Raw genomic sequence first — 18039 nt, 5'->3', positions numbered from 1 at the left:
TCGTATGCAAAAAAATGCCGAGCCTCCCTTTCGGAAGGCCCGGCCCTATCAGGCAAGCTTCAGGCTTGAATCAATTGAGGAAATCCTCGGGCAGCAGGCCTTCGGGGAAGTTCTGGTAGGACACCGGACGCAGGAAACGGCGGATCGACATCGTACCGACGCTCGTCGCGCCGAAATTCGTCGAGGCCGGGTAGGGGCCGCCATGCACCATGGAATCGACCACCTCGACGCCGGTCGGGAAACCGTTGACCAGCACGCGGCCGGCCTTGCGTTCCAGGAACGGCCGCAGGCGCTTGGCGTCTTCGAGGTCGCCGGCATCCATGTGGATCGTCGCCGTCAGCTGTCCCTCGAAGTTGCGGGCAAGCTTTACCATCTCATCGACTGAGGAGACGCGCACGACGAGACCGAGCGGGCCGAAGACTTCTTCCGAAAGCGCGTGGTCGGCGAGGAACTGGTCGCCCGAGATTTCGAAAAGGTTCGGCAGGGCGTTGCGGCCGGTGGATTCGGTCGTCAGCAGCGACTTGACGGTGTTGCGGCCTTCAAAGCGCGCCTGACCGTCCTGATAGGCCTTGGCGATGCCGTCGGTCAGCATGGTCTGCGGCGCGACCTTGGCGAGCGCCTCGACGGCAGCGGCCGTGAAGCGGTCGGCGTCCGCGCCGTCCTGGACGATCGCGATGCCCGGATTGGTGCAGAACTGGCCGGCACCCATGGTGAGCGAGCCTGCCCAGCCCTGGCCGAGGCTTTCGGCGCGGGCCTTCACGGCTTCCGGCAGAACGAACATCGGGTTGACCGAACCGAGTTCGCCGAAGAACGGGATCGGCTCCGGACGGGCGGCGCACAGGTTGAACAGCGCGCGGCCGCCGGCCAGCGAGCCGGTGAAGCCGACGGCCTTGATCAGCGGATGCTGCACGACGGCCTCGCCGACCTGACGGTTGCCGCCCTGGATGAGCGAGAAGACGCCCGGATGCACGCCGGTCTTCTGGATGGCGGCGAAAACGGCTTCGGCGATGATCTCACCCGTGCCCGGATGGGCCGAGTGACCCTTGACGACGACGGGGCAACCGGCGGCAAGCGCGGCAGCCGTGTCACCGCCGGCCGTCGAGAAGGCGAGCGGGAAGTTGGAGGCGCCGAACACGGCGACCGGGCCGATGGGGCGCTGGATCAGGCGGATTTCCGGGCGCGGTGCCGGCTGGCGATCGGGCAGCGCGGCATCGAAGCGGCGATCGAGGAAGTCGCCCTTCTCGATATGATCGGCGAAGAGGCGCAGCTGACCGGTGGTGCGGCCGCGCTCGCCCTGCAGTCGGGCGACGGGCAGGCCGGTTTCCTGCGTGCCGATCTCGGTAATGGCGTCCGCGCGGGCCTCGATCTCGTCGGCGATGGCGCGCAGGAAGGCGGCGCGGTCGGCGCGCGAGGAATAGCCATAGCTCATGAAGGCGTCTTCGGCGGCTTCCGCCGCGCGGTTCACCAGTTCGACCGTGCCGACGGCGAAGGCGTGCGCCGGGCCATGGGCGGGCGAGGAGGTAAAGGTACCGTTGCCGTCGAGCCACTGGCCGGCGACGAGGTGTTTACCGTGGGGAGTGAAAGCCATGAGACGTACCTTTCTTGCGGAATGGGGTTCGCCCGATATAGGAGAGGAGAGGGCGAATTGCACTTGTCGAAATCTTGTATACTCTATGTATGCAAATGTTCAATCGCCAACCTGCACGGGCGGCACAGCGGAAGAGACGAAAGATGACGCAAACCTCCACCCTGACGATCGCCGCGCTGCACGAGCGTGTCGAAGCCATCTTCCGCAAGGGCGGTCTCAATGCCGTTCAGGCCGCAGCACTCGCCCGCGTCATCGTCGCCGGTGAGCGGGACGCCTGCAAGTCGCACGGCATCTACCGCATCGAGGGCGCGCTGCGCACCGTCAAGGCCGGCAAGGTCAAGCCGGACGCGGTGCCGGTGCTCGACCGCAACGAGGGGTCCGCCATCGTCAAGGTCAATGCGGACGGCGGCTTTGCCAACCCCGCCTTTGAGTTGGGCGTGCCCGCCCTTGCCGAGCGTGCGAAAAAACTCGGCATTGCGGCGCTCGTCATCAACGATTGCACCCATTTCTCCGCACTCTGGCCGGAAGTCGAGGCCGTGACGAATGAGGGCCTTGCCGCCCTCGTCATGTGCCCGAGCTATGCGACCGTCGCCCCAACCGGCGGCAACAAGCCGCTGCTCGGCACCAATCCCTTCGCCTTCGGCTGGCCGCGCAAGGGCAACTCCCCTTACGTCTTCGACTTCGCCACCTCGGTCGCCGCCCGCGGCGAGATCGAGCTGCACCGCCGTGCCGGCAAGCAGCTGCCCGAGGGCTGGGCGATCGATGCCGACGGCAAGCCGACGACTGACCCTGAAGCAGCGCTTGCCGGCGCCATGCTGCCCTTCGGCGGCCACAAGGGGTCTGCCATCGGCACGATGATCGAGCTTCTCGCCGGCATCATGATTGGCGACCTGACGAGCCCGGAAGTGCTTGACTATCTCGGCACCACGACGCTCGCCCCCTTCCACGGCGAGCTCATCATCGCCCTGTCGCCGGAAGCCTTCGCCAAGGGCCGCCCCGGTGACCCCTTCGCCCGCGCCGAAACGCTCTTCGAAGCCATCGTCGGCGCCGGCGCCCGCCTGCCCTCGCAGCGCCGCTTCGTGGCCCGCAGGAAATCGGAAACCGAAGGTGTGTCGCTCACCGCCGCCGAGATCGAACAGCTCGACCGCCTGCTGGACAAGGGTCTCGACGCGATCGCGTGATCGCCCAACGCATTGATTAGCCGGCGAATGGTCGGCTGAGGTGCGTGATAAGCAAGTGGTGCAAGCAATTTCCGGCGAACTCCCGTTCGCCTGAAATGCTCTGGCAGGACGGCATCCCACCCACCCACTGTCATCCTCGGGCTTGACCCGAGGATCCACGCCGCAAGCGATGTTGTGCGGATGTATGGATCCTCGGGTCAAGCCCGAGGATGACGGAGGAGAGGGGTGGTGCCAAGCGTATAACAAGCCGGGTCAGCGGGATTGAGCTGTGCCTGGCTTGGGCCGGACAAACCGGTGCCTGCCGCTTCTTCACTCAAGCCAATCGGCAAAACGAGAAAGGCCCTCCTTGCGGAGGGCCTTTCTCGTTGGGAGGATCGTCGGGGCTTAGACCTTGTAGGTCTGCACGGCGCCCGGCAGCTTGCTCCATTCGGCATACCAGGTGTCGAACAGCTTCAGCTGGCTTTCGACATAGCCGCGCTGGCTGTCGGTGAGCGCGTCGGTCTCGTTGAAGTGCAGCGTGTATTCCTTGTCGCCCTTCAGCACCATCATGTGCTTGAAGTAGAGAACGAGGTCCGGGCCTTCGTCGAAGGAGGAGAGTACGGCGAGTGCCGATTCCAGCTCGAGCGCGCGGGCGCGGGCGTCCGGGTCGCCCTTGGCGGCAGCCTGGGCGAGCGCGCACATGTGCAGCACTTCCTTCGGCAGCACGCAGCCGATGCCGGTGATCGCGCCGACGGCGCCGCAATCGACGAAGCCGGTAAAGACGCAGGTGTCTACGCCGATCATCAGCGAGACGTCATCGTCGCGGCTGGTGATGTTCTCGGCTGCATAACGCATGTCGGCGGCGCCGCCGAATTCCTTGAAGCCGACGAGGTTCTTGTGGTCTTCGCGCAGCGCGAAGAACAGGTCGGCGCGGGTGGCGAAGCCGTAATAGGGGCTGTTGTAGATGACGGCCGGCAGATCCGGGGCGGCGGCGAGGATCGCCTTGAAGTGGTTCTTCTGGGCGCCAACGACCGAGCCGCGGGACAGCACGCGCGGGATGACCATGAGGCCCTGCGCGCCGACCTTCTGGGCATGCGCAGCGTGGGCCACGGCCGAAGCGGTGTTGACGGCGCCGGTGCCGACGATGACCGGGATGCCGGCCTTGACGAGGCGTTCGACGCCTTCCATGCGCTGTTCGTCCGCCAGCAGCGGCCAGTCACCCATCGAGCCGCAATAGACGACGGCGGACATGCCCTTGGCGATGAGCTCCTTGCCCTTGCGCACCAGCTGGTCGAAGTCCGGCGAGCGGTCGTCCTTGCAGGGCGTCATCAGGGCGGGAATGACACCGGAAAAAATCTTGGCCTTCATGTCGATCTCCTTTGGCGGTTCATCGGGTGGTCAGCCGGCACGATGCCTAAGGCCTCCCCTCTCTGATTGTGGGCATAGCATCTTGCATTTTATTTGTCGACAAGAAAAATACAACGCCGAGCGCGATCGTTTCAAAGCGCGATGTCCAGCCTGTCGTTGCGGCTGAAAAGCTTCTGCACCTGGGCGACGATCGCCTCCGCATGGGCCTTGCCGAGGCGGTCGGCTTCCTCGATGTCGCGCGCCTCGATGGCCGCGATGATCGCGGCGTGCTCGTCGACGAAGCGCTGCGGGAAGTGCTCTTCGTAGGACTGGTAATAGAGCTGCAGGATGCGGCGCCCCTCGTCGAGCAGCCGGCGGAACAGGCTGGTGAAATAGGGGTTGCGGCCGGCTTCGGCGATGGCGGCGTGGAAGGCGGCGTTGGTGGCGATCATCGTCAGATGGTCGCGCGCCTTGAGCGCGGCGGCATAGTCCTCGTGAAAGCCCCTGATGACGGCGATGTCTTCCGGCCGGTGGCTCTGCGCGGCAAGCCGCGTCGTCACGCGATACATCAGCACCAGCGCGTCGAAGAAGGTGTGCAGGTTCATGAAATCGATGTTCGACACCATGGTCGAGCGGTTCGGCAGCGTCTCGATCAGCCCTTCGCCGGCGAGCCGCACCAGCGCCTCGCGGATCGGCGTGCGCGACATCTTGAACCGCTCGGCCAGCTGCACCTCGTCGATCGGGCTGCCGGGCGCGATCTTCAGGTCGAGAATCTCGTCGCGCAGCAGGTCATAGACCATCTTGACGCCGGAGCCGCGTTTGCGCTCCGGCAGGGAATCGGTTTCGGTCATGAAAAATCCTCTTGTCGACAAAAGAAATACAATTCTCTGTCTGCGCTATCAATCGTTTTAAGAGGGCCTTTTGCCGAAAGCCGCGTCAAGTGTCCAAAGGGCGTGATTTCCGCAATTCCAGTGCTTTGCGGGCAGAAACCGAAAAGGGCGGAAAAATCCCGCCCTGTGGTTAGTCAGAAAGCGTGGCGGCGATCAGCCGCGCTGGTCGCGCAAAAAGCGCATCAGCGCGCGGCCGGCATCAAGAATGTGATCGCGCGTCAGGCGCGAGGCGAGCTCGGCGTCACCCTTTTCGCAGGCGGCCAGGATCGCTTCGTGCTCGCGGCCGGCGCGCGGCACACCGTTGGTGAAGGTCAACTGGGCGCGCAGATAACGGTCGATGCGGTCCAGCGAGGATTGCACATTCTGCAGATAATAGGGGCGGCCGGAGGCCTCGTAGAGCGTGGTGTGGAACTGGCGGTTGATCTCGCCCCAGCGGTGCGGATCGGTCTCCCGGTCGAAGGCGTCGCAATAGCCGCGCGCCTTGTCCAGCGTCGCGCGGTCGAGATTGGGCACGGCAAGGCGCATGACCTCTGCCTCGATCAGCGCGCGGAACTCGAAGATCTCATCGATCTCCTCGATGGACAGGCCGGCGACGACGGCGCCCTTGTAGCGCTGCGTGGTGATGAGGCCATGCTGCTCCAGCCGCGACAGCGCCTCGCGCACCGGGATGCGGCTGGTGTTGAACATCTGCGCGATCTCTTCCTGGCGCAGGCTGTCGCCCTCAGCGATCTTGCCCTCGATGATCGCCTTGCGCAGCGCCTCATAGACGAGGTCGGCCGCCGAAGCGGCCTGCCTGACATCGACGGCAGCAAATTTCATCACGCCCACCCCTGAAAATCGCGCTTATGGTCATAGGTGGAATCCTGAGGCGGAGCAACAAATGTCACCGCACGAAAGAATATTGTATATTGGATCCAATTTTTCTATAAGAATTCATCCGCGTCGATCCGCTGCCGGCATCGCCGCGAAAATCGGAACATCGGAGAGAGCCATGCGCAGCAGCAAGGTCATTCACATCGTTTCCTGCCACGCCGAGGGCGAGGTGGGCGACGTCATCGTCGGCGGCGTCGCACCCCCGCCGGGCGCGACGCTCTGGGAGCAACGCAACTTCATTGCCCAGGACCAGACGCTGCGCAATTTCGTGCTGAACGAACCGCGCGGCGGCGTCTTCCGCCACATCAATCTGCTGGTGCCGCCGAAGGATCCGCGCGCCACCATGGGCTTCATCATCATGGAGCCCGAGGACACGCCGCCGATGTCCGGCTCCAACTCGATTTGCGTCTCCACCGTCCTGCTCGACAGCGGCATCGTGCCGATGGTCGAGCCGGAAACCCATATGGTGCTGGAAGCGCCGGGCGGTCTCGTCAATGTCGTGGCGACGTGCCGCAACGGCAAGGCCGAGCGCATTACCGTCACCAACGTACCCTCCTTCGCCGACAAGCTGGATGTGAAGCTCGAAGTCGAGGGCCTGGGCACGCTCACCGTCGACACCGCCTATGGCGGCGACAGCTTCGTCTTCACCGATGCCCGCGCGCTCGGCTTCGCTGTGATGCCGGACGAGGCGCGGGAATTGGCCGAAACCGGCATCCGCATCACCAAGGCGGCCAATGAACAGCTCGGCTTCACCCATCCGGAAAACCCGGAATGGAACCATATCTCCTTCTGCCAGCTCACTTTGCCGGTCGAGGAGCGCGACGGCGCGCTGCATGGCCGCAACACCGTCGTCATCCAGCCGGCCAAGCTCGACCGCTCGCCGACCGGCACCGGTTGCTCGGCCCGCATGGCCGTGCTGCATGCCAAGGGCCAGATCAAGGTCGGCCAGTCCTTCTCCGGCTATTCGATCCTCGATTCGCGCTTCGATTGCCGCATCCTGAGCGAAACCACGGTCGGCGGCCGCCCGGCCATCGTGCCTGAGATCTCCGGCCGCGCCTGGATCACCGGCACCAGCCAGGTGATGCTGGATCCGGCCGATCCGTGGCCGGCTGGTTATCGCCTTGCCGATACTTGGCCGCGCAAGCAGTAATCCTCCTTCTGCCCGGTGCGCACCACGCGCCGGGCAGAATGTCTTTGACGATCTTGCAGAGAAGCGATAATCATAAAGTCATCCGATGACTTTATGATTTGACCCATGCGCTCCCTCAGCAAAACCAATCTCGCCGATACCGCCGTGGAAGCGATCCGCACGGAAATCCTCGCCCGCCGCTGGGCGATCGGCGAAAAGCTGCCGAACGAGGCGGCCTTGTCCTCCATGCTGTCGGTCAGCCGCGGCACGGTGCGCGAGGCGGTGCGGGTGCTTGCCTCGCAGGGCTATCTGGAAACGCGGCAGGGCTCCGGCACCTATGTGCTCTCTACGGCCGATACCGCGCGCCCGCTCACCATGGCCCGCCGTGCGGGCCTGCGCGATCAGTTCGAAGCGCGGCTTGCGCTCGATGTGGAAGCCGCCCGTCTTGCGGCACTGCGCCAGACGCCGGCGACGGTGGCCGGGCTCCGTTCGCTGCTGTCCGAGCGCGGCCATTCCGAGGGCAGTGACCGGGCGGCCTTCGTTGCCCGCGATTTCGCCTTCCACCAGGCCGTCATCGCCGCGTCGAACAATGCGGTGCTGATCGGTATGTACGACTTCTTCTCCACGGTGATCGCCGAAACCATCGCGGCCACCCTCGAAGACGATCTCCCCGAACCCGACATGGCCGCGCACGCCGCCATCGTCGATGCCATCGAAAGCGGCGATCCCGACCAGGCCGATGCCGCCGTGCGCCGCTTCATGGCCCCCGTCCTCACTTCCCTCGATAAGCTGCTTCTGTCATGACCCTCCCCAACGATCCCGGCGCCATCGACCTCATCGACGCCGAAGCCGACAGCGTGCCCGCACCCGAACCGCACCGGCCCAAAAACATGGCGGCGCGGTTCCTGCTCGGCGCCAGCCTCGTGCTCATCGCCTTCAATCTGCGTCCGGTCTTTTCCAGCGCCTCGGCCCTCTTGCCGGAAATCCGCGATGTGCTCGGCCTCTCCCCCACCGGCGCCAGCCTGCTGACGACGCTGCCCGTCGTCTGCCTCGGCCTGTTCTCACCGCTTGCGCCGAAACTCGCCCAGCGCATCGGCACGGAGCGCACGCTTCTGGCCGTCATCCTGCTGGTGGCGCTCGGCACGGCGCTGCGCGGCCTGTCCTCCATTCCCCTGCTGTTCTTCGGCACGGCGCTGGCGGGCGGCGCGATCGCCGTCGGCAATGTGCTGCTGCCCGGCCTCGTCAAACGCGATTTCGCCGACCGGGCGGCGCTGATGACCGGTTGCTACACCATGGCGCTCTGCGCCGGCGCGGCGAGCGCCGCCGGCCTGACGCTGCCGATCGAGCATGCGCTCGGCGGCTCGCTGGATGGCGCCTTGGCGGCCTGGTCGCTGCCGGCTTTGCTGGTCGCGTTGCTCTGGCTGCCGCAGGTGCTGGCGACCCGCGCACAGGCCAAGCGCGCCGGTTTTCGCGTGGAAGGGCTTTGGCGTGATCGGTTGGCCTGGCAGGTCACGCTGTTCATGGGCCTGCAATCGGCGCTCGCCTATTGCGTCTTCGGCTGGCTGGTGCCGATCCTGCGCGAACGCGGGCTGGATGGCGTCACGGCCGGCGCGATCGTTTCCATGTCCGTCATGGTGCAGGCCGCCGCCTGCCTCGTCGCGCCGCATATCGCGGTGCGCGGCAAGGACCAGCGGCTGATCAATGTCACGCTCTGCGGCTTTGCCGTGGTGGCGCTGCTCGGCCTGCTTTTCGCTCCGCTGTGGTCGGTCTGGATCTGGGCGGTGTTGCAGGGCATCGGGCAGGGCGGGCTGATCGCAGTCGCGATGACCGTCATCGTGCTGCGCACGCGCGATCCCCATGTCGCGGCGCATCTTTCGGGCATGGCGCAATGCATTGGATACCTGCTAGCTGCCATCGGCCCACTGGTCGTCGGCCTCATCAGGGGCTGGACCGGCAGTTTCGCCTGGAGTGCCCTGCTCTTCGTGCTGCTTGGTCTGGGGGCGGGCATCAACGGCTGGTTTGCCGGCCGCGCGCTCTATGTCAATGCGCGCACGGTGGAGACCTGAGGCCTGATAGTATCGGCCTCGGTGACGACGACATCCATGGGGATGTCGTGCAGTTGCGGATAGATGGTCGCGATGCGCGATCCGCTATAGCCGATGCCGATGACGCGCGGTTTCTCTGTCATCGCCGCCAATGTGCGATCGAAGAAACCGCCGCCATAACCGAGCCGGTAGCAGGCCGCATCGAAGCCGACGACGGGGGCGATGACGATATCCGGCCGGCAGGGTTTCGGCTCTGCGGGAATGGGAATGTTCCAGACGCCGCGGGCAAGCGCCTCGCCCGTCTGCCAGAGATGAAATTCCAGCGGCCGCCCCTTTTCCACGACGACGGGCAGGGCTGTCAGCCCGCCGCGCTCTGTCACCTCTTGTAGGAAAGGGCGGAAATCCGGCTCGCCGCGAAACGGCCAATAGGCACTGACGATGCGCCCCGTGACATCGCCGATCTCATCAAGCACAAGGGCCGTAATTGCCTCGCCATGGGCAAGACGCGCCACGGCCGGCAGAGCGAGGCGTTCGGCGATCAGCCGCTCCCGCTCGGTCTTGCGCCAGCGGTTCACATCCGTCCAGGCCTGCGTGTCGAGCGGTCCCGGCAGGCCGGCATAGGCCGGGTCGATCTCGTGCAGGAAACAGGCCGGCGAGGTGAAGGTCGCGGGTTCGTCGTCGTCTGCCATCGCATCTTCCTCCCGGCAGGTCGTCTGAATATCGATCAGTCCGTGGTCGTCTTCAACACCTCGGCCAGTACGGCGGCATGGTTGAAGTCCGTATTGCGCGAGCCGTAGAGCAGCGTGACGGTGCCGTGGGTGGCGCGCCTGCGCAGGTCATCGAGCGCAGGATTGTCCTTCAGTTCCTGCCGATAGCGCGCCTGGAATTCCGCCCAGCGCTCCGGCTTGTGGTCGAACCATTTGCGCAATCCGGTGGAGGGCGCCACGTCCTTCATCCATTCCGAAAAAATCGCCTTCTCCCGGGACATGCCGCGCGGCCATAGCCGGTCGACCAGGATGCGTTCGCCGTCGCCCTCCGCCGGCTCCTCATAGACGCGCTTGATCCGAATGGTCATCGCTTCAGCCCACACCGCGCATTCGTCGCCGGGTCCTTTTTAGGATAGGAAAGCTTCCGACGGTAATCCGCATCTGTCAAACCGATAGTCCGTCGCAGGGCAGGCGGGCAACCCATGCTTGACTTTGCCGCCAGCCTCGTCCCATCATGGGGCATGACGACGATGCCTTCCCTTGCCCGGTTTCTGAAACGGCTGTTTCCTCTCGCAGGACACTAGCCCCTCGGCTTGGTCGCGTCGCGCCCCGGCCGTGGGGGCATAGCGGTTTCGTCCAGCACGTCACCGCGCCAGAAAAGCGCGACACCCATTTCCCAGGTTCCGAATTTTCCGCGTGCCCCTGAGGGCCGCGTGACCCCGTGCGCGAGGTTTCCATGACTGCCAAGACCAAGAGCGGCCGCCGGCCTGCCATCACCATTGCCCGTTCCGAACACGAGCGCCTGTCGAACCTGGCCGACCGGCTCGCCGAGCGCGATCCACACGCCGCCGAACAGCTCGCGGCCGAGCTCGACCGCGCGAAGATCGTCGATGATGCGCGCATGGCGCAGGGCATCCTGCGCATGGGGTCGTTCGCCGAATTCCGCATCGATGATGAAGCGCCGCAGACCGCCGAACTCGTCTTCCCCGGCGATGCCGATATTTCCCGCCAGCGCATCTCCGTGCTGACGCCGGTCGGCGCAGCCCTGCTCGGCCTCTCCGCCGGCCAGTCGATCGACTGGGCGGGGCGCGACGGGCGGGTGCGGCGTCTCAACGTGATCGCGGTGCATGCGGTAGCACCCGAAACCGCCCAGGCCTCCTGAAGGCTGCCGGCGCCATGAAGTTCCTGTCCTTTTCCCTTGCCGGGCGCATCGGAGGCTGCCTCGTCGCAGGATCGTGACCCCCTGTGCCGCATCCGCGGCCAGGGGGCTTCTCCACCACGGTTTCACATGGAGAATGACGATGGGACAGGATCCCGCCTTGTTGACGATGCGTGACGGCTACGTGCTGGAAAAGATCGCTGCTGACAAACCGCCGCTGACGGAGGAATGGCGCACCCTGCTGCGCCGCAAGCTCGCCAGCCATCGTCTGGCGCTGGAAGGCGGCATCCCGGCCGATCTCGCGATGATCGACGCCCGCGTGACCTTCCGCTGCGCCAGTGGCCTGACGGATGTCAGGACGCTCTGCCTGCCCGGCACCTATGTGCCCGGTGGCGCCTTCCTGCCGGTCACGACCTTCTACGGCCTGGCCTTGCTCGGCTTGCGCGAGGGCCAGTCCATGGCCTTCGGCCGGCCGGAGGGACGACGCGACTGGGTCGTGCTGGAAAAGGTGCTCTATCAGCCGACGGCCGCCCAGCCTGCCCCGGAGGAACGTCCGCGCATCCGCCTCGTTGCCGGCGGCCGCTTCGGCCAGGCCTTCGCCGCCGCCAATGAAAACGGCCCCGGAGAGGGTCCGGGACCGTCGGTTGCCTGAAGGATCGGGTGAAGCCGTCAGATGACGCCCTGGGCGCGCATGGATTCGGCCACGCGGATGAAGCCGGCAATATTGGCGCCGAGCACGTAATTGCCCTTGGCGCCATACTCCTCGGCCGTCTCGGCGCAGCGGTCATGGATGCCCTGCATGATCTGGCCGAGGCGGGCGCGGGCGGTCTCGAAGCTCCAGCTGTCGCGGCTGGCATTCTGCTGCATTTCCAGCGCCGAGGTAGCGACACCGCCGGCATTGGCCGCCTTGCCGGGGCCGAACAGCACGCCGCCCTCCTGGAAGGCGCGCACGGCTTCCGGGGTCGAAGGCATGTTGGCGCCCTCGGCGATGGCGATGACGCCGTTTTTGATCAGCGTCTTGGCGTCCTTGCCGGTCAGTTCGTTCTGCGTGGCGCAGGGCAGCGCCACGTCGCAGGGCACGTCCCAGATCGAGCCCTTGCCGGTCGGGATGAAGTGCGAGCCCTTCTTCGTCAGCACATATTGCGACAGGCGCTCACGGCGCACTTCCTTGATTTCCTTGACGAGATCGAGGTCGATGCCCGCCTCGTCGACGACATAACCGGAGCTATCCGAGCAGGCGATGACCTTGGCGCCGTAGGCAATGGCCTGTTCCATGGCGTAGATCGCGACATTGCCGGAGCCCGACACTGTGACCTTCTTGCCCTCGAAGCCGGTGCCGCGGCTTTCCAGCATGGCGCGGGTGAAGTAGACCGCGCCGTAGCCGGTCGCTTCCTTGCGCACCAGCGAGCCGCCATAGCTCAGGCCCTTGCCCGTGAAGACGCCGGCCTCGAAGCGGTTGGTCAGGCGCTTGTACTGGCCGAACATCCAACCGATCTCGCGGCCGCTGACGCCGATATCGCCGGCCGGCACGTCGGTATATTCGCCGAGATGGCGGTAGAGTTCCGTCATGAAGGACTGGCAGAAGCGCATGATCTCGCCCTCGGAACGGCCCTTCGGGTCGAAGTCCGAGCCGCCCTTGCCGCCGCCGATCGGTAGGCCGGTCAGCGCGTTCTTGAAGATCTGCTCGAAGCCGAGGAACTTGATGATGCCGAGATTGACCGAGGGGTGGAAGCGCAGGCCGCCCTTGTAGGGCCCGAGCGCCGAATTGAACTGCACGCGAAAACCGCGGTTGATGTGCACCTGGCCCTTGTCGTCCACCCACGGCACGCGGAAGATGATCTGGCGTTCCGGCTCGCAGATGCGCTCGATCAGCGCGTCCTTCAGGTAGTCGGGGTGCTTGGAGACGACGAGGCCGAGGCTTTCCAGCACTTCTCGGGCTGCCTGGTGGAATTCCGGCTCGGCGGGGTTGCGTTGCAGCACCTGGGCCAGGATGGGTTCAAGCTTCTCGTCGACAGTCGCCATGACGGCACTCCTTTGTCTTTCTTCAAAATCACTGGAAGGGGGCTGCCGGCTTCACGCCGGTCAGCCCGCGATGACACTGTTTCTGCATGGGGTCAGATTCCTTGTCCGTGCCCGCTCATCAGGCCCGTCGGGCCTGTCCGGGAGAGGCTTTTGGCGAGCGTCGCCAGAAGATCGGTCTGCGAGATGATGCCGACGACGCGGCTTTCGTCGTCGGTGACGACGACGGCATGGATCGCGCCGTCGGTGAGATGCGGCAGGAGACCGATGGCCGGGTCGGCGGGGCTAGCGGTCTTCGCCTGCGAAATCGGAAGGGGCGAGCCGGGCGCCATGGCGGCGAGTTCCCGCAGGCCCACGGTGCCGAGAAGACGGCCTTCGGTGTCGACAACCGGCAGGGTGCGGATGTCGTGGTCGAGCAGTTGATTGCGCGCCTCTTCGGCGCTGGCATCCGATGTCACCGTCACCACGTCGCGCGACATGATGTCGGCGCAGGCGAGATCGCCGCGCTGGCGCATCAGCGCCTGCAATTCGACCTGCCGCAGCAGCACGTCGAGGTCGGCGCGGCTGATGTCGAGCGTCTCGTTGAAGCTCGCGACGGCGGCGTCGATATCCTCGGTGTTGAAGCCGACGCGGAAGGCGGCCGGCGGATCGGCGGTCTTGTGCGTGTTGACGGGGGCGACGGCCTGTTTGTGGGGATATTGCCGGCCGGAGAAGCGATGGAAGGCGATGCCGAGCAGAACGAGGAGAGCCGAATTGATGCCGATCGGCACGATGGGGAACCAGAAGCCGGCGCGCGCGACGGCTGCCCCGCCGATGACCGCCGTCAGCGCGGCGGCCCCGCCCGGCGGATGCAGCGAGCGGGTAAGCGACATGACGAGGATGGCGAGCGAGACTGCAAGGCCGATGGCGATGGCGGGGTCCCGGACCAGCGTGGTCACGGTGACGCCGACAAAGGCCGATATCACGTTGCCGCCGATAATCGACCAGGGCTGGGCAAGGGGGCTTGCCGGCACGGCGAAAAGCAGGACGGCGGAGGCGCCGATGGGCGCGACGATCAGCGGCAGATTGGGATCCTGCCCCATGAACAGCGCACTGACGAAGCCGGTAAGGCAGATGCCGACCAGTGCGCCGAGGCAGCCGATCAGGCGCTCTTTCAACGTTGCACCGGCAAGAATGGGAGAGAACAGCCGGAATTTGGACAGGGTGCCCGATTTGTGGGCATCGTGTTGAGGTGGGGCCACGATGATCCTGATCTATAAAAGGCAGATGACTATTTTTGAGGCTTATCTGCCCTTCATGCCGTCAACGCAAGGGTTTCCGGGGAAGATTCTGTTTTGCCGGAGGGGAAGGAAAACGGCGCCGTTTCGGCCAACAAAAAAGCCCGGCAGAGCCGGGCTTTTTTGAGAACGCTCCTGGTAAGGAAGCGGGGAATTTGGTGCCCAGAAGAGGACTCGAACCTCCACACCCTTTCGAGTACCAGCACCTGAAGCTGGCGCGTCTACCAATTCCGCCATCTGGGCGACGGAGAGCGATGTAGAAGGACCGCCCGCCGGTGTCAACAGGCTTTTTGAAGTTTTTGCAACGGCTTGGCAAAAAGTTGTTTATCGGCTTTCGGCCCAGTCGCGGATGCGCTGAAGTCCAGCGGTGAGAAGCCTGACGGCGGCGGCTTCGTCGGCGGCTTCCACATAGCAGCGCATTTCCGGCGCATTGCCGGAGGGGCGCAAGTGGATGACGCTCCTATCCTCCAGCATCACGCGCAGCCCGTCGATGTCGCTCACCTTCTGCGGCACGCCGATGGGCGCAAGGAACGCGGCAAGCGGTCCCGCACCCGAACGCAGCTCCGCCATCAGGGCGGCACTCGTCTCGACGGGAAAGTTTTCCAGCCGGTCGCTGGCGGCGGCGGGAAGCGCAAAGCCGGCTGCAATCAGGGAGAGCGGCTTTTCCTCGGCTGCCGCAAGCACCAGCACGGCCAAGATCGGCATCAGGCTGTCGCGGGTCGGCAGCGGCGCCAGGTCATGACCGTTCACGCGGAAGGGCGTTGCCGTCAGCGTGCCGCCATTCGCCTCGAAGCCGGCAACGGCGGTTTCGCCGGCCGCGACGGCCTCGTTCATCGCCGCGATCACGAAGGGCGAGCCGACGCGGGTGCGCAGCACGCGGCCGGCGATGGCCGCCTCGATGCCGGAATTGGAGGTGACGGGCGTGGCGATCACGGTCGCGCCGAGGAAGCGGCTGGCGATGAGGCCGATCAGGTCGCCGCGTATGGGCGTTCCGGTCTCGTCGGCGACCAGCGGCCGGTCGCCGTCGCCATCGGCGGAAATGATGGCATGCAGGCCGTGTTGCACGGCCCAGCCTTGCAGGAGGGCCACGGTCTCGGGCGAGACGGCTTCCGTATCGACGGGAATGAAGGTTTCCGAGCGGCCGAGCGCCACGACATCGGCGCCATAGTGCGTGAGCACCTCGACGAAGAGGTCGCGCGCCACGGTGGAATGCTGGTAAACGCCGATGCGCAGGCCGGAAAGGCTCCCCTCGGGCAGCAGCGCGCGATTGCGGGCGCCGTAAAGCGCCATCGCGTCGGCATGGCGGTTGTCGGCCGTGTCCTGCGCGGCATCGAAGGCGATGCCTTCCGCGCGGATCGCGTCGGCGGCGGCGGTGATCGCCGCTTCGTCCGCCTTGTCGATCTCGCCGTTCGGCCGGTAGAATTTGATGCCGTTGCGGTCGGCGGGAATGTGCGAGCCGGTCACCATCAGGCAGGCCGCCTTGCGGGAAAGCCCGAGCAGCGCCAGCGCCGGCGTGGGCAGCGTGCCGCAGTCGCGCGGCTGAAGGCCGGCCTTGCGCAGGGCGGCGATGGCGATGGCGGAAATGGCCGGGCTGGAGGCGCGGAAATCGCGGCCGATCAGGATGTCGTCACCGGGCTTGGCCATGCCCGAGGCGAGCAGATGCCGCGCGAAGGCCGTGGCATAGAGCGCGGTTGCCGGTCCTTCGAGGTCGACCGAGAGACCCCGAAGGCCGCTGGTTCCGAATTTCAGGCTCATGCAACACCTCTGCCTCTTGCGGATCGTCCGCGCCGCGATAAATCCCCGCTACAGGACGGGCGCGCGACCATGAATAAAACAAAATGCGTGAACGTAATGCAAAGCAGGGACGTGACAGGGAGAAATCCCGCCAAAGCTAGAGAGGATCACATGTCGAAGATCAAGAATCTCGTCTTCGGTTGCGTTATGGGCATCGCCTCCGCAATCGCGCCCATGGGAGCGGCCCAGGCCGTGCCGCTCGGTGTACCGGTAGAGACCAAGAGCGACGTGCAGAAGGCGCAGGTGGAATTCTGCGTCGGCTATGGCTGCGAGCGCCCGCGCTATTATCGCCGCCATCATCGCCCGCATTACGGCTATGAGCGCCGCTACTATCGTCCGCGTTACGAACGGCCGCGCTACTATGGCGGCGGGCGCAACGCCCATGTGCGCTGGTGCTCGAACCACTACCGCACCTACGATCCCTATACCAACCGCTACCATGCCGGCGGCGGCATCTATCGTATGTGCTATTCGCCCTATCGCTGATCGCGACCGGGCTGAAACAGACGGCGGGCTTTGGCCCGCCGTTTTCGTTTCAGGCCTTGCTCATTTCAGGCCGGCGTCTCTCCGACGCGGTCGGTATGGCCGAGATCGCGGCCGGGCTCGATAATATCGCGCACCCGCTGCTTCAATTCCTTCGGCCCCGGAAAGCCGCCGTCGCGCTTGCGCTCCCAGACCAGCGTGTCGTTGACGCGGATCTCGAAATTGCCGCCTGTGCCGGGGATGAGCGCCACTTCGCCAAGCGCCTCGGAAAAGGTCGACAAGAGCTCCTGCGCCATCCAGCCGGCGCGCAGCAGCCAGTTGCACTGGGTGCAGTAGAGAATGGAAACACGCGGCTTTTCCCCGGACATGGCAACCTCCTGATCGATCGCGAAAGCATATAGCAGCCGGTGCCGCTTGGCACGTCTCAGCGCACGGCGATCTCACGGAAATGTCAACTCAATTTATCAAGTATTGTCGGCGGACATCTTGTCGCAGCCCGATTCCCGGAGGAAACGTGTTGCACCGCAATATGCTTACAGGAGAACCCATGACAGAGCTTGCCACCAACCGCCCGCGCCTCATCATCCCGTCGCTCGGCGGCCTCTATTCCAGGCTTTCGGAAAGTGCCGAGACGATCCTGCGCGTGGCCACCGGCCTGCTGCTCGTCACGCATGGTTATGGCAAGATCATCAATCCCTTCGGTGCCAGCGGCATGGTCGAGAGCCTCGGCTTCTATCCCGGCGCTTTCTGGTCGCCGTTGCTGTCGGCCACCGAATTCTTCGGCGGCATCCTGATCGCCATCGGCCTCTTCACCCGCCCGGCCGCCTTCGCCGCGATGATCGTGCTGGCCGTGACGGTCTATTTCCACGGCATCGTGCAGGGCGAGGGCCTTGGCGGCGCGGAGAAGTCGATCCTCTGGACGCTGATTCTCTTTTTCTTTGCGGTGCGTGGCGCCAACAGCCATTCGGTCGATGCGAAAATCGGCCGTCAGTTCTGATCGGCCTCCGGCGGTTGCGGTGTCTGCCGCAGCCGTCCCCTGGCGAGCGCCGCCAGCGTCTCGCCGTCATAGGGTTTGCGCGCGATAGGGACGACCTCGAAGCCTTCGATGCCGCCGATATGAATGTCGGCGACGGTGGTGAACAGCAGCGGTACGCGCGCCTCGATCAACCTGTTGATGCGCGCGGTGATCCGCGTCGCGTCGAGCGGCACGTCGAGCAGGCAGAGATCGATCCCGGCAAGCGCTGTTGCATCCCACTGGTCGAGCTGTTCCGGCCGAAGCAGGGTGATACGGCAATCGAGCGCCGACTTGATCAGGTATTCGGCGTCCAGCGCGATGAGGAACTCGCGTTCGGCGACGACGATGTGCGGTATAGAACGGTCCATGGTGCCGCACTCCAATCCATATGCAAGCACCGGGGTAGCGGTGCTGCGGGAGGCGGACATTGGGCATCATCCCAAAAAGTGTCATTTAAAAAAGACATAGCGTCTGCGTGATGGAACAAGTGTGCGGTGTCTGCGTTTCGAGGAGCCAGCCCGTTCGGGCTGGTGTCAATCGACAGGCCCGGAGG

At 65.2% G+C, this 18039-nt stretch carries 19 protein-coding genes and 1 tRNA gene; 8 read left to right on the top strand and 12 right to left on the bottom strand.

Annotated elements, in window-relative coordinates; all coding sequences use genetic code 11:
* Positions 1-70: 70 nt before the first annotated feature.
* A complete protein-coding gene (locus tag AC27VQ_RS17650; protein ID WP_488717300.1) occupies positions 71-1588 on the bottom strand; it encodes an aldehyde dehydrogenase (NADP(+)) in 1518 nt (505 codons plus the stop codon).
* A gap of 143 nt (positions 1589-1731) precedes the next feature.
* Here AC27VQ_RS17650 and AC27VQ_RS17645 point away from each other — a divergent pair, with 143 nt between their 5' ends.
* Complete coding sequence (locus AC27VQ_RS17645; protein WP_488717299.1) at positions 1732-2769, top strand: Ldh family oxidoreductase; 1038 nt, start codon at positions 1732-1734, stop codon at positions 2767-2769.
* 384 nt (positions 2770-3153) lie between these two features.
* Here the strand turns inward: AC27VQ_RS17645 and AC27VQ_RS17640 are convergent, their stop codons facing one another.
* From AC27VQ_RS17640 to AC27VQ_RS17630, 3 genes are all read right to left on the bottom strand, one after another.
* Positions 3154-4116, bottom strand: a complete 963-nt coding sequence (locus AC27VQ_RS17640) for a dihydrodipicolinate synthase family protein (RefSeq protein ID WP_488717298.1) — start codon at positions 4114-4116, stop codon at positions 3154-3156.
* Between the two features lie 131 nt (positions 4117-4247).
* Positions 4248-4946 (bottom strand): GntR family transcriptional regulator, encoded by a 699-nt coding sequence (locus AC27VQ_RS17635; protein WP_421590394.1) that lies wholly within the window; start codon positions 4944-4946, stop codon positions 4248-4250.
* Between the two features lie 192 nt (positions 4947-5138).
* Positions 5139-5804: a GntR family transcriptional regulator gene (locus tag AC27VQ_RS17630; protein WP_488717297.1), complete on the bottom strand. Its 666-nt coding sequence runs from the start codon at positions 5802-5804 to the stop codon at positions 5139-5141.
* 172 nt (positions 5805-5976) lie between these two features.
* On the opposite strand from AC27VQ_RS17630, the gene AC27VQ_RS17625 reads away from it, so the two are divergent.
* The 3 genes from AC27VQ_RS17625 to AC27VQ_RS17615 all read left to right on the top strand — a co-directional run bounded on the left by AC27VQ_RS17625 (position 5977) and on the right by AC27VQ_RS17615 (position 9053).
* The gene (locus AC27VQ_RS17625; RefSeq protein ID WP_488717296.1) at positions 5977-7008 is read left to right on the top strand and encodes a trans-3-hydroxy-L-proline dehydratase; all 1032 of its coding nucleotides are present in this window, start codon (positions 5977-5979) and stop codon (positions 7006-7008) included.
* Between the two features lie 105 nt (positions 7009-7113).
* Positions 7114-7791, top strand: coding sequence for a FadR/GntR family transcriptional regulator (locus tag AC27VQ_RS17620; protein WP_488717295.1), 678 nt, complete (start codon positions 7114-7116; stop codon positions 7789-7791).
* Entirely contained in the window at positions 7788-9053 is a 1266-nt protein-coding gene (locus AC27VQ_RS17615; RefSeq protein WP_488717294.1) for a CynX/NimT family MFS transporter, read from the top strand. The genes AC27VQ_RS17620 and AC27VQ_RS17615 overlap by 4 nt, the downstream gene beginning before the upstream one ends.
* Here AC27VQ_RS17615 and AC27VQ_RS17610 read toward each other — a convergent pair.
* Positions 9023-9721 (bottom strand): 5-formyltetrahydrofolate cyclo-ligase, encoded by a 699-nt coding sequence (locus AC27VQ_RS17610; protein ID WP_488717293.1) that lies wholly within the window; start codon positions 9719-9721, stop codon positions 9023-9025. The genes AC27VQ_RS17615 and AC27VQ_RS17610 overlap by 31 nt on opposite strands.
* A 35-nt stretch (positions 9722-9756) precedes the next feature.
* On the bottom strand, positions 9757-10107 hold the full coding sequence (locus AC27VQ_RS17605) for a DUF488 domain-containing protein (RefSeq protein ID WP_421590385.1): 351 nt from the start codon (positions 10105-10107) through the stop codon (positions 9757-9759).
* A gap of 368 nt (positions 10108-10475) precedes the next feature.
* Between AC27VQ_RS17605 and rnk the strand changes: the two genes are divergently transcribed.
* Together rnk and AC27VQ_RS17595 are read left to right on the top strand one after the other, a co-directional pair.
* Positions 10476-10901 carry a nucleoside diphosphate kinase regulator gene (gene rnk / locus AC27VQ_RS17600; protein ID WP_488717292.1) on the top strand — a complete coding sequence of 142 codons (426 nt, stop codon included), beginning with the start codon at positions 10476-10478 and terminating at the stop codon, positions 10899-10901.
* A gap of 139 nt (positions 10902-11040) precedes the next feature.
* The gene (locus AC27VQ_RS17595; protein ID WP_488717291.1) at positions 11041-11550 is read left to right on the top strand and encodes a GreA/GreB family elongation factor; all 510 of its coding nucleotides are present in this window, start codon (positions 11041-11043) and stop codon (positions 11548-11550) included.
* Between the two features lie 17 nt (positions 11551-11567).
* Here AC27VQ_RS17595 and gdhA read toward each other — a convergent pair whose 3' ends face one another.
* The 4 genes from gdhA to AC27VQ_RS17575 all read right to left on the bottom strand — a co-directional run bounded on the left by gdhA (position 11568) and on the right by AC27VQ_RS17575 (position 15949).
* Positions 11568-12920 carry an NADP-specific glutamate dehydrogenase gene (gdhA, locus tag AC27VQ_RS17590; RefSeq protein WP_488717290.1) on the bottom strand — a complete coding sequence of 451 codons (1353 nt, stop codon included), beginning with the start codon at positions 12918-12920 and terminating at the stop codon, positions 11568-11570.
* Positions 12921-13012: 92 nt separating this feature from the next.
* The gene (locus AC27VQ_RS17585; protein WP_488717428.1) at positions 13013-14164 is read right to left on the bottom strand and encodes an HPP family protein; all 1152 of its coding nucleotides are present in this window, start codon (positions 14162-14164) and stop codon (positions 13013-13015) included.
* 186 nt (positions 14165-14350) lie between these two features.
* Positions 14351-14437 (bottom strand) — tRNA-Leu (locus AC27VQ_RS17580).
* 81 nt (positions 14438-14518) lie between these two features.
* A complete protein-coding gene (locus tag AC27VQ_RS17575) occupies positions 14519-15949 on the bottom strand; it encodes a phosphohexomutase domain-containing protein (protein ID WP_488717289.1) in 1431 nt (476 codons plus the stop codon).
* A gap of 150 nt (positions 15950-16099) precedes the next feature.
* On the opposite strand from AC27VQ_RS17575, the gene AC27VQ_RS17570 reads away from it, so the two are divergent.
* Positions 16100-16474: a BA14K family protein gene (locus AC27VQ_RS17570; RefSeq protein WP_488717288.1), complete on the top strand. Its 375-nt coding sequence runs from the start codon at positions 16100-16102 to the stop codon at positions 16472-16474.
* Positions 16475-16539: 65 nt separating this feature from the next.
* Here the strand turns inward: AC27VQ_RS17570 and AC27VQ_RS17565 are convergent, their stop codons facing one another.
* Entirely contained in the window at positions 16540-16839 is a 300-nt protein-coding gene (locus AC27VQ_RS17565; RefSeq protein WP_488717287.1) for an Rdx family protein, read from the bottom strand.
* A gap of 179 nt (positions 16840-17018) precedes the next feature.
* Here AC27VQ_RS17565 and AC27VQ_RS17560 point away from each other — a divergent pair, with 179 nt between their 5' ends.
* Complete coding sequence (locus tag AC27VQ_RS17560; RefSeq protein ID WP_421592093.1) at positions 17019-17468, top strand: DoxX family protein; 450 nt, start codon at positions 17019-17021, stop codon at positions 17466-17468.
* Here the strand turns inward: AC27VQ_RS17560 and AC27VQ_RS17555 are convergent.
* Positions 17459-17854 (bottom strand): response regulator, encoded by a 396-nt coding sequence (locus tag AC27VQ_RS17555; protein WP_488717286.1) that lies wholly within the window; start codon positions 17852-17854, stop codon positions 17459-17461. The genes AC27VQ_RS17560 and AC27VQ_RS17555 overlap by 10 nt on opposite strands.
* Positions 17855-18039: the final 185 nt, after the last annotated feature.

The sequence above is a fragment of the Shinella sp. 20P9.1.1 genome, assembly GCF_057798995.1.
The sequence above is the reverse complement of the archived record's forward strand: the minus strand, read 5'-3'. Positions and strand labels throughout refer to the sequence as shown.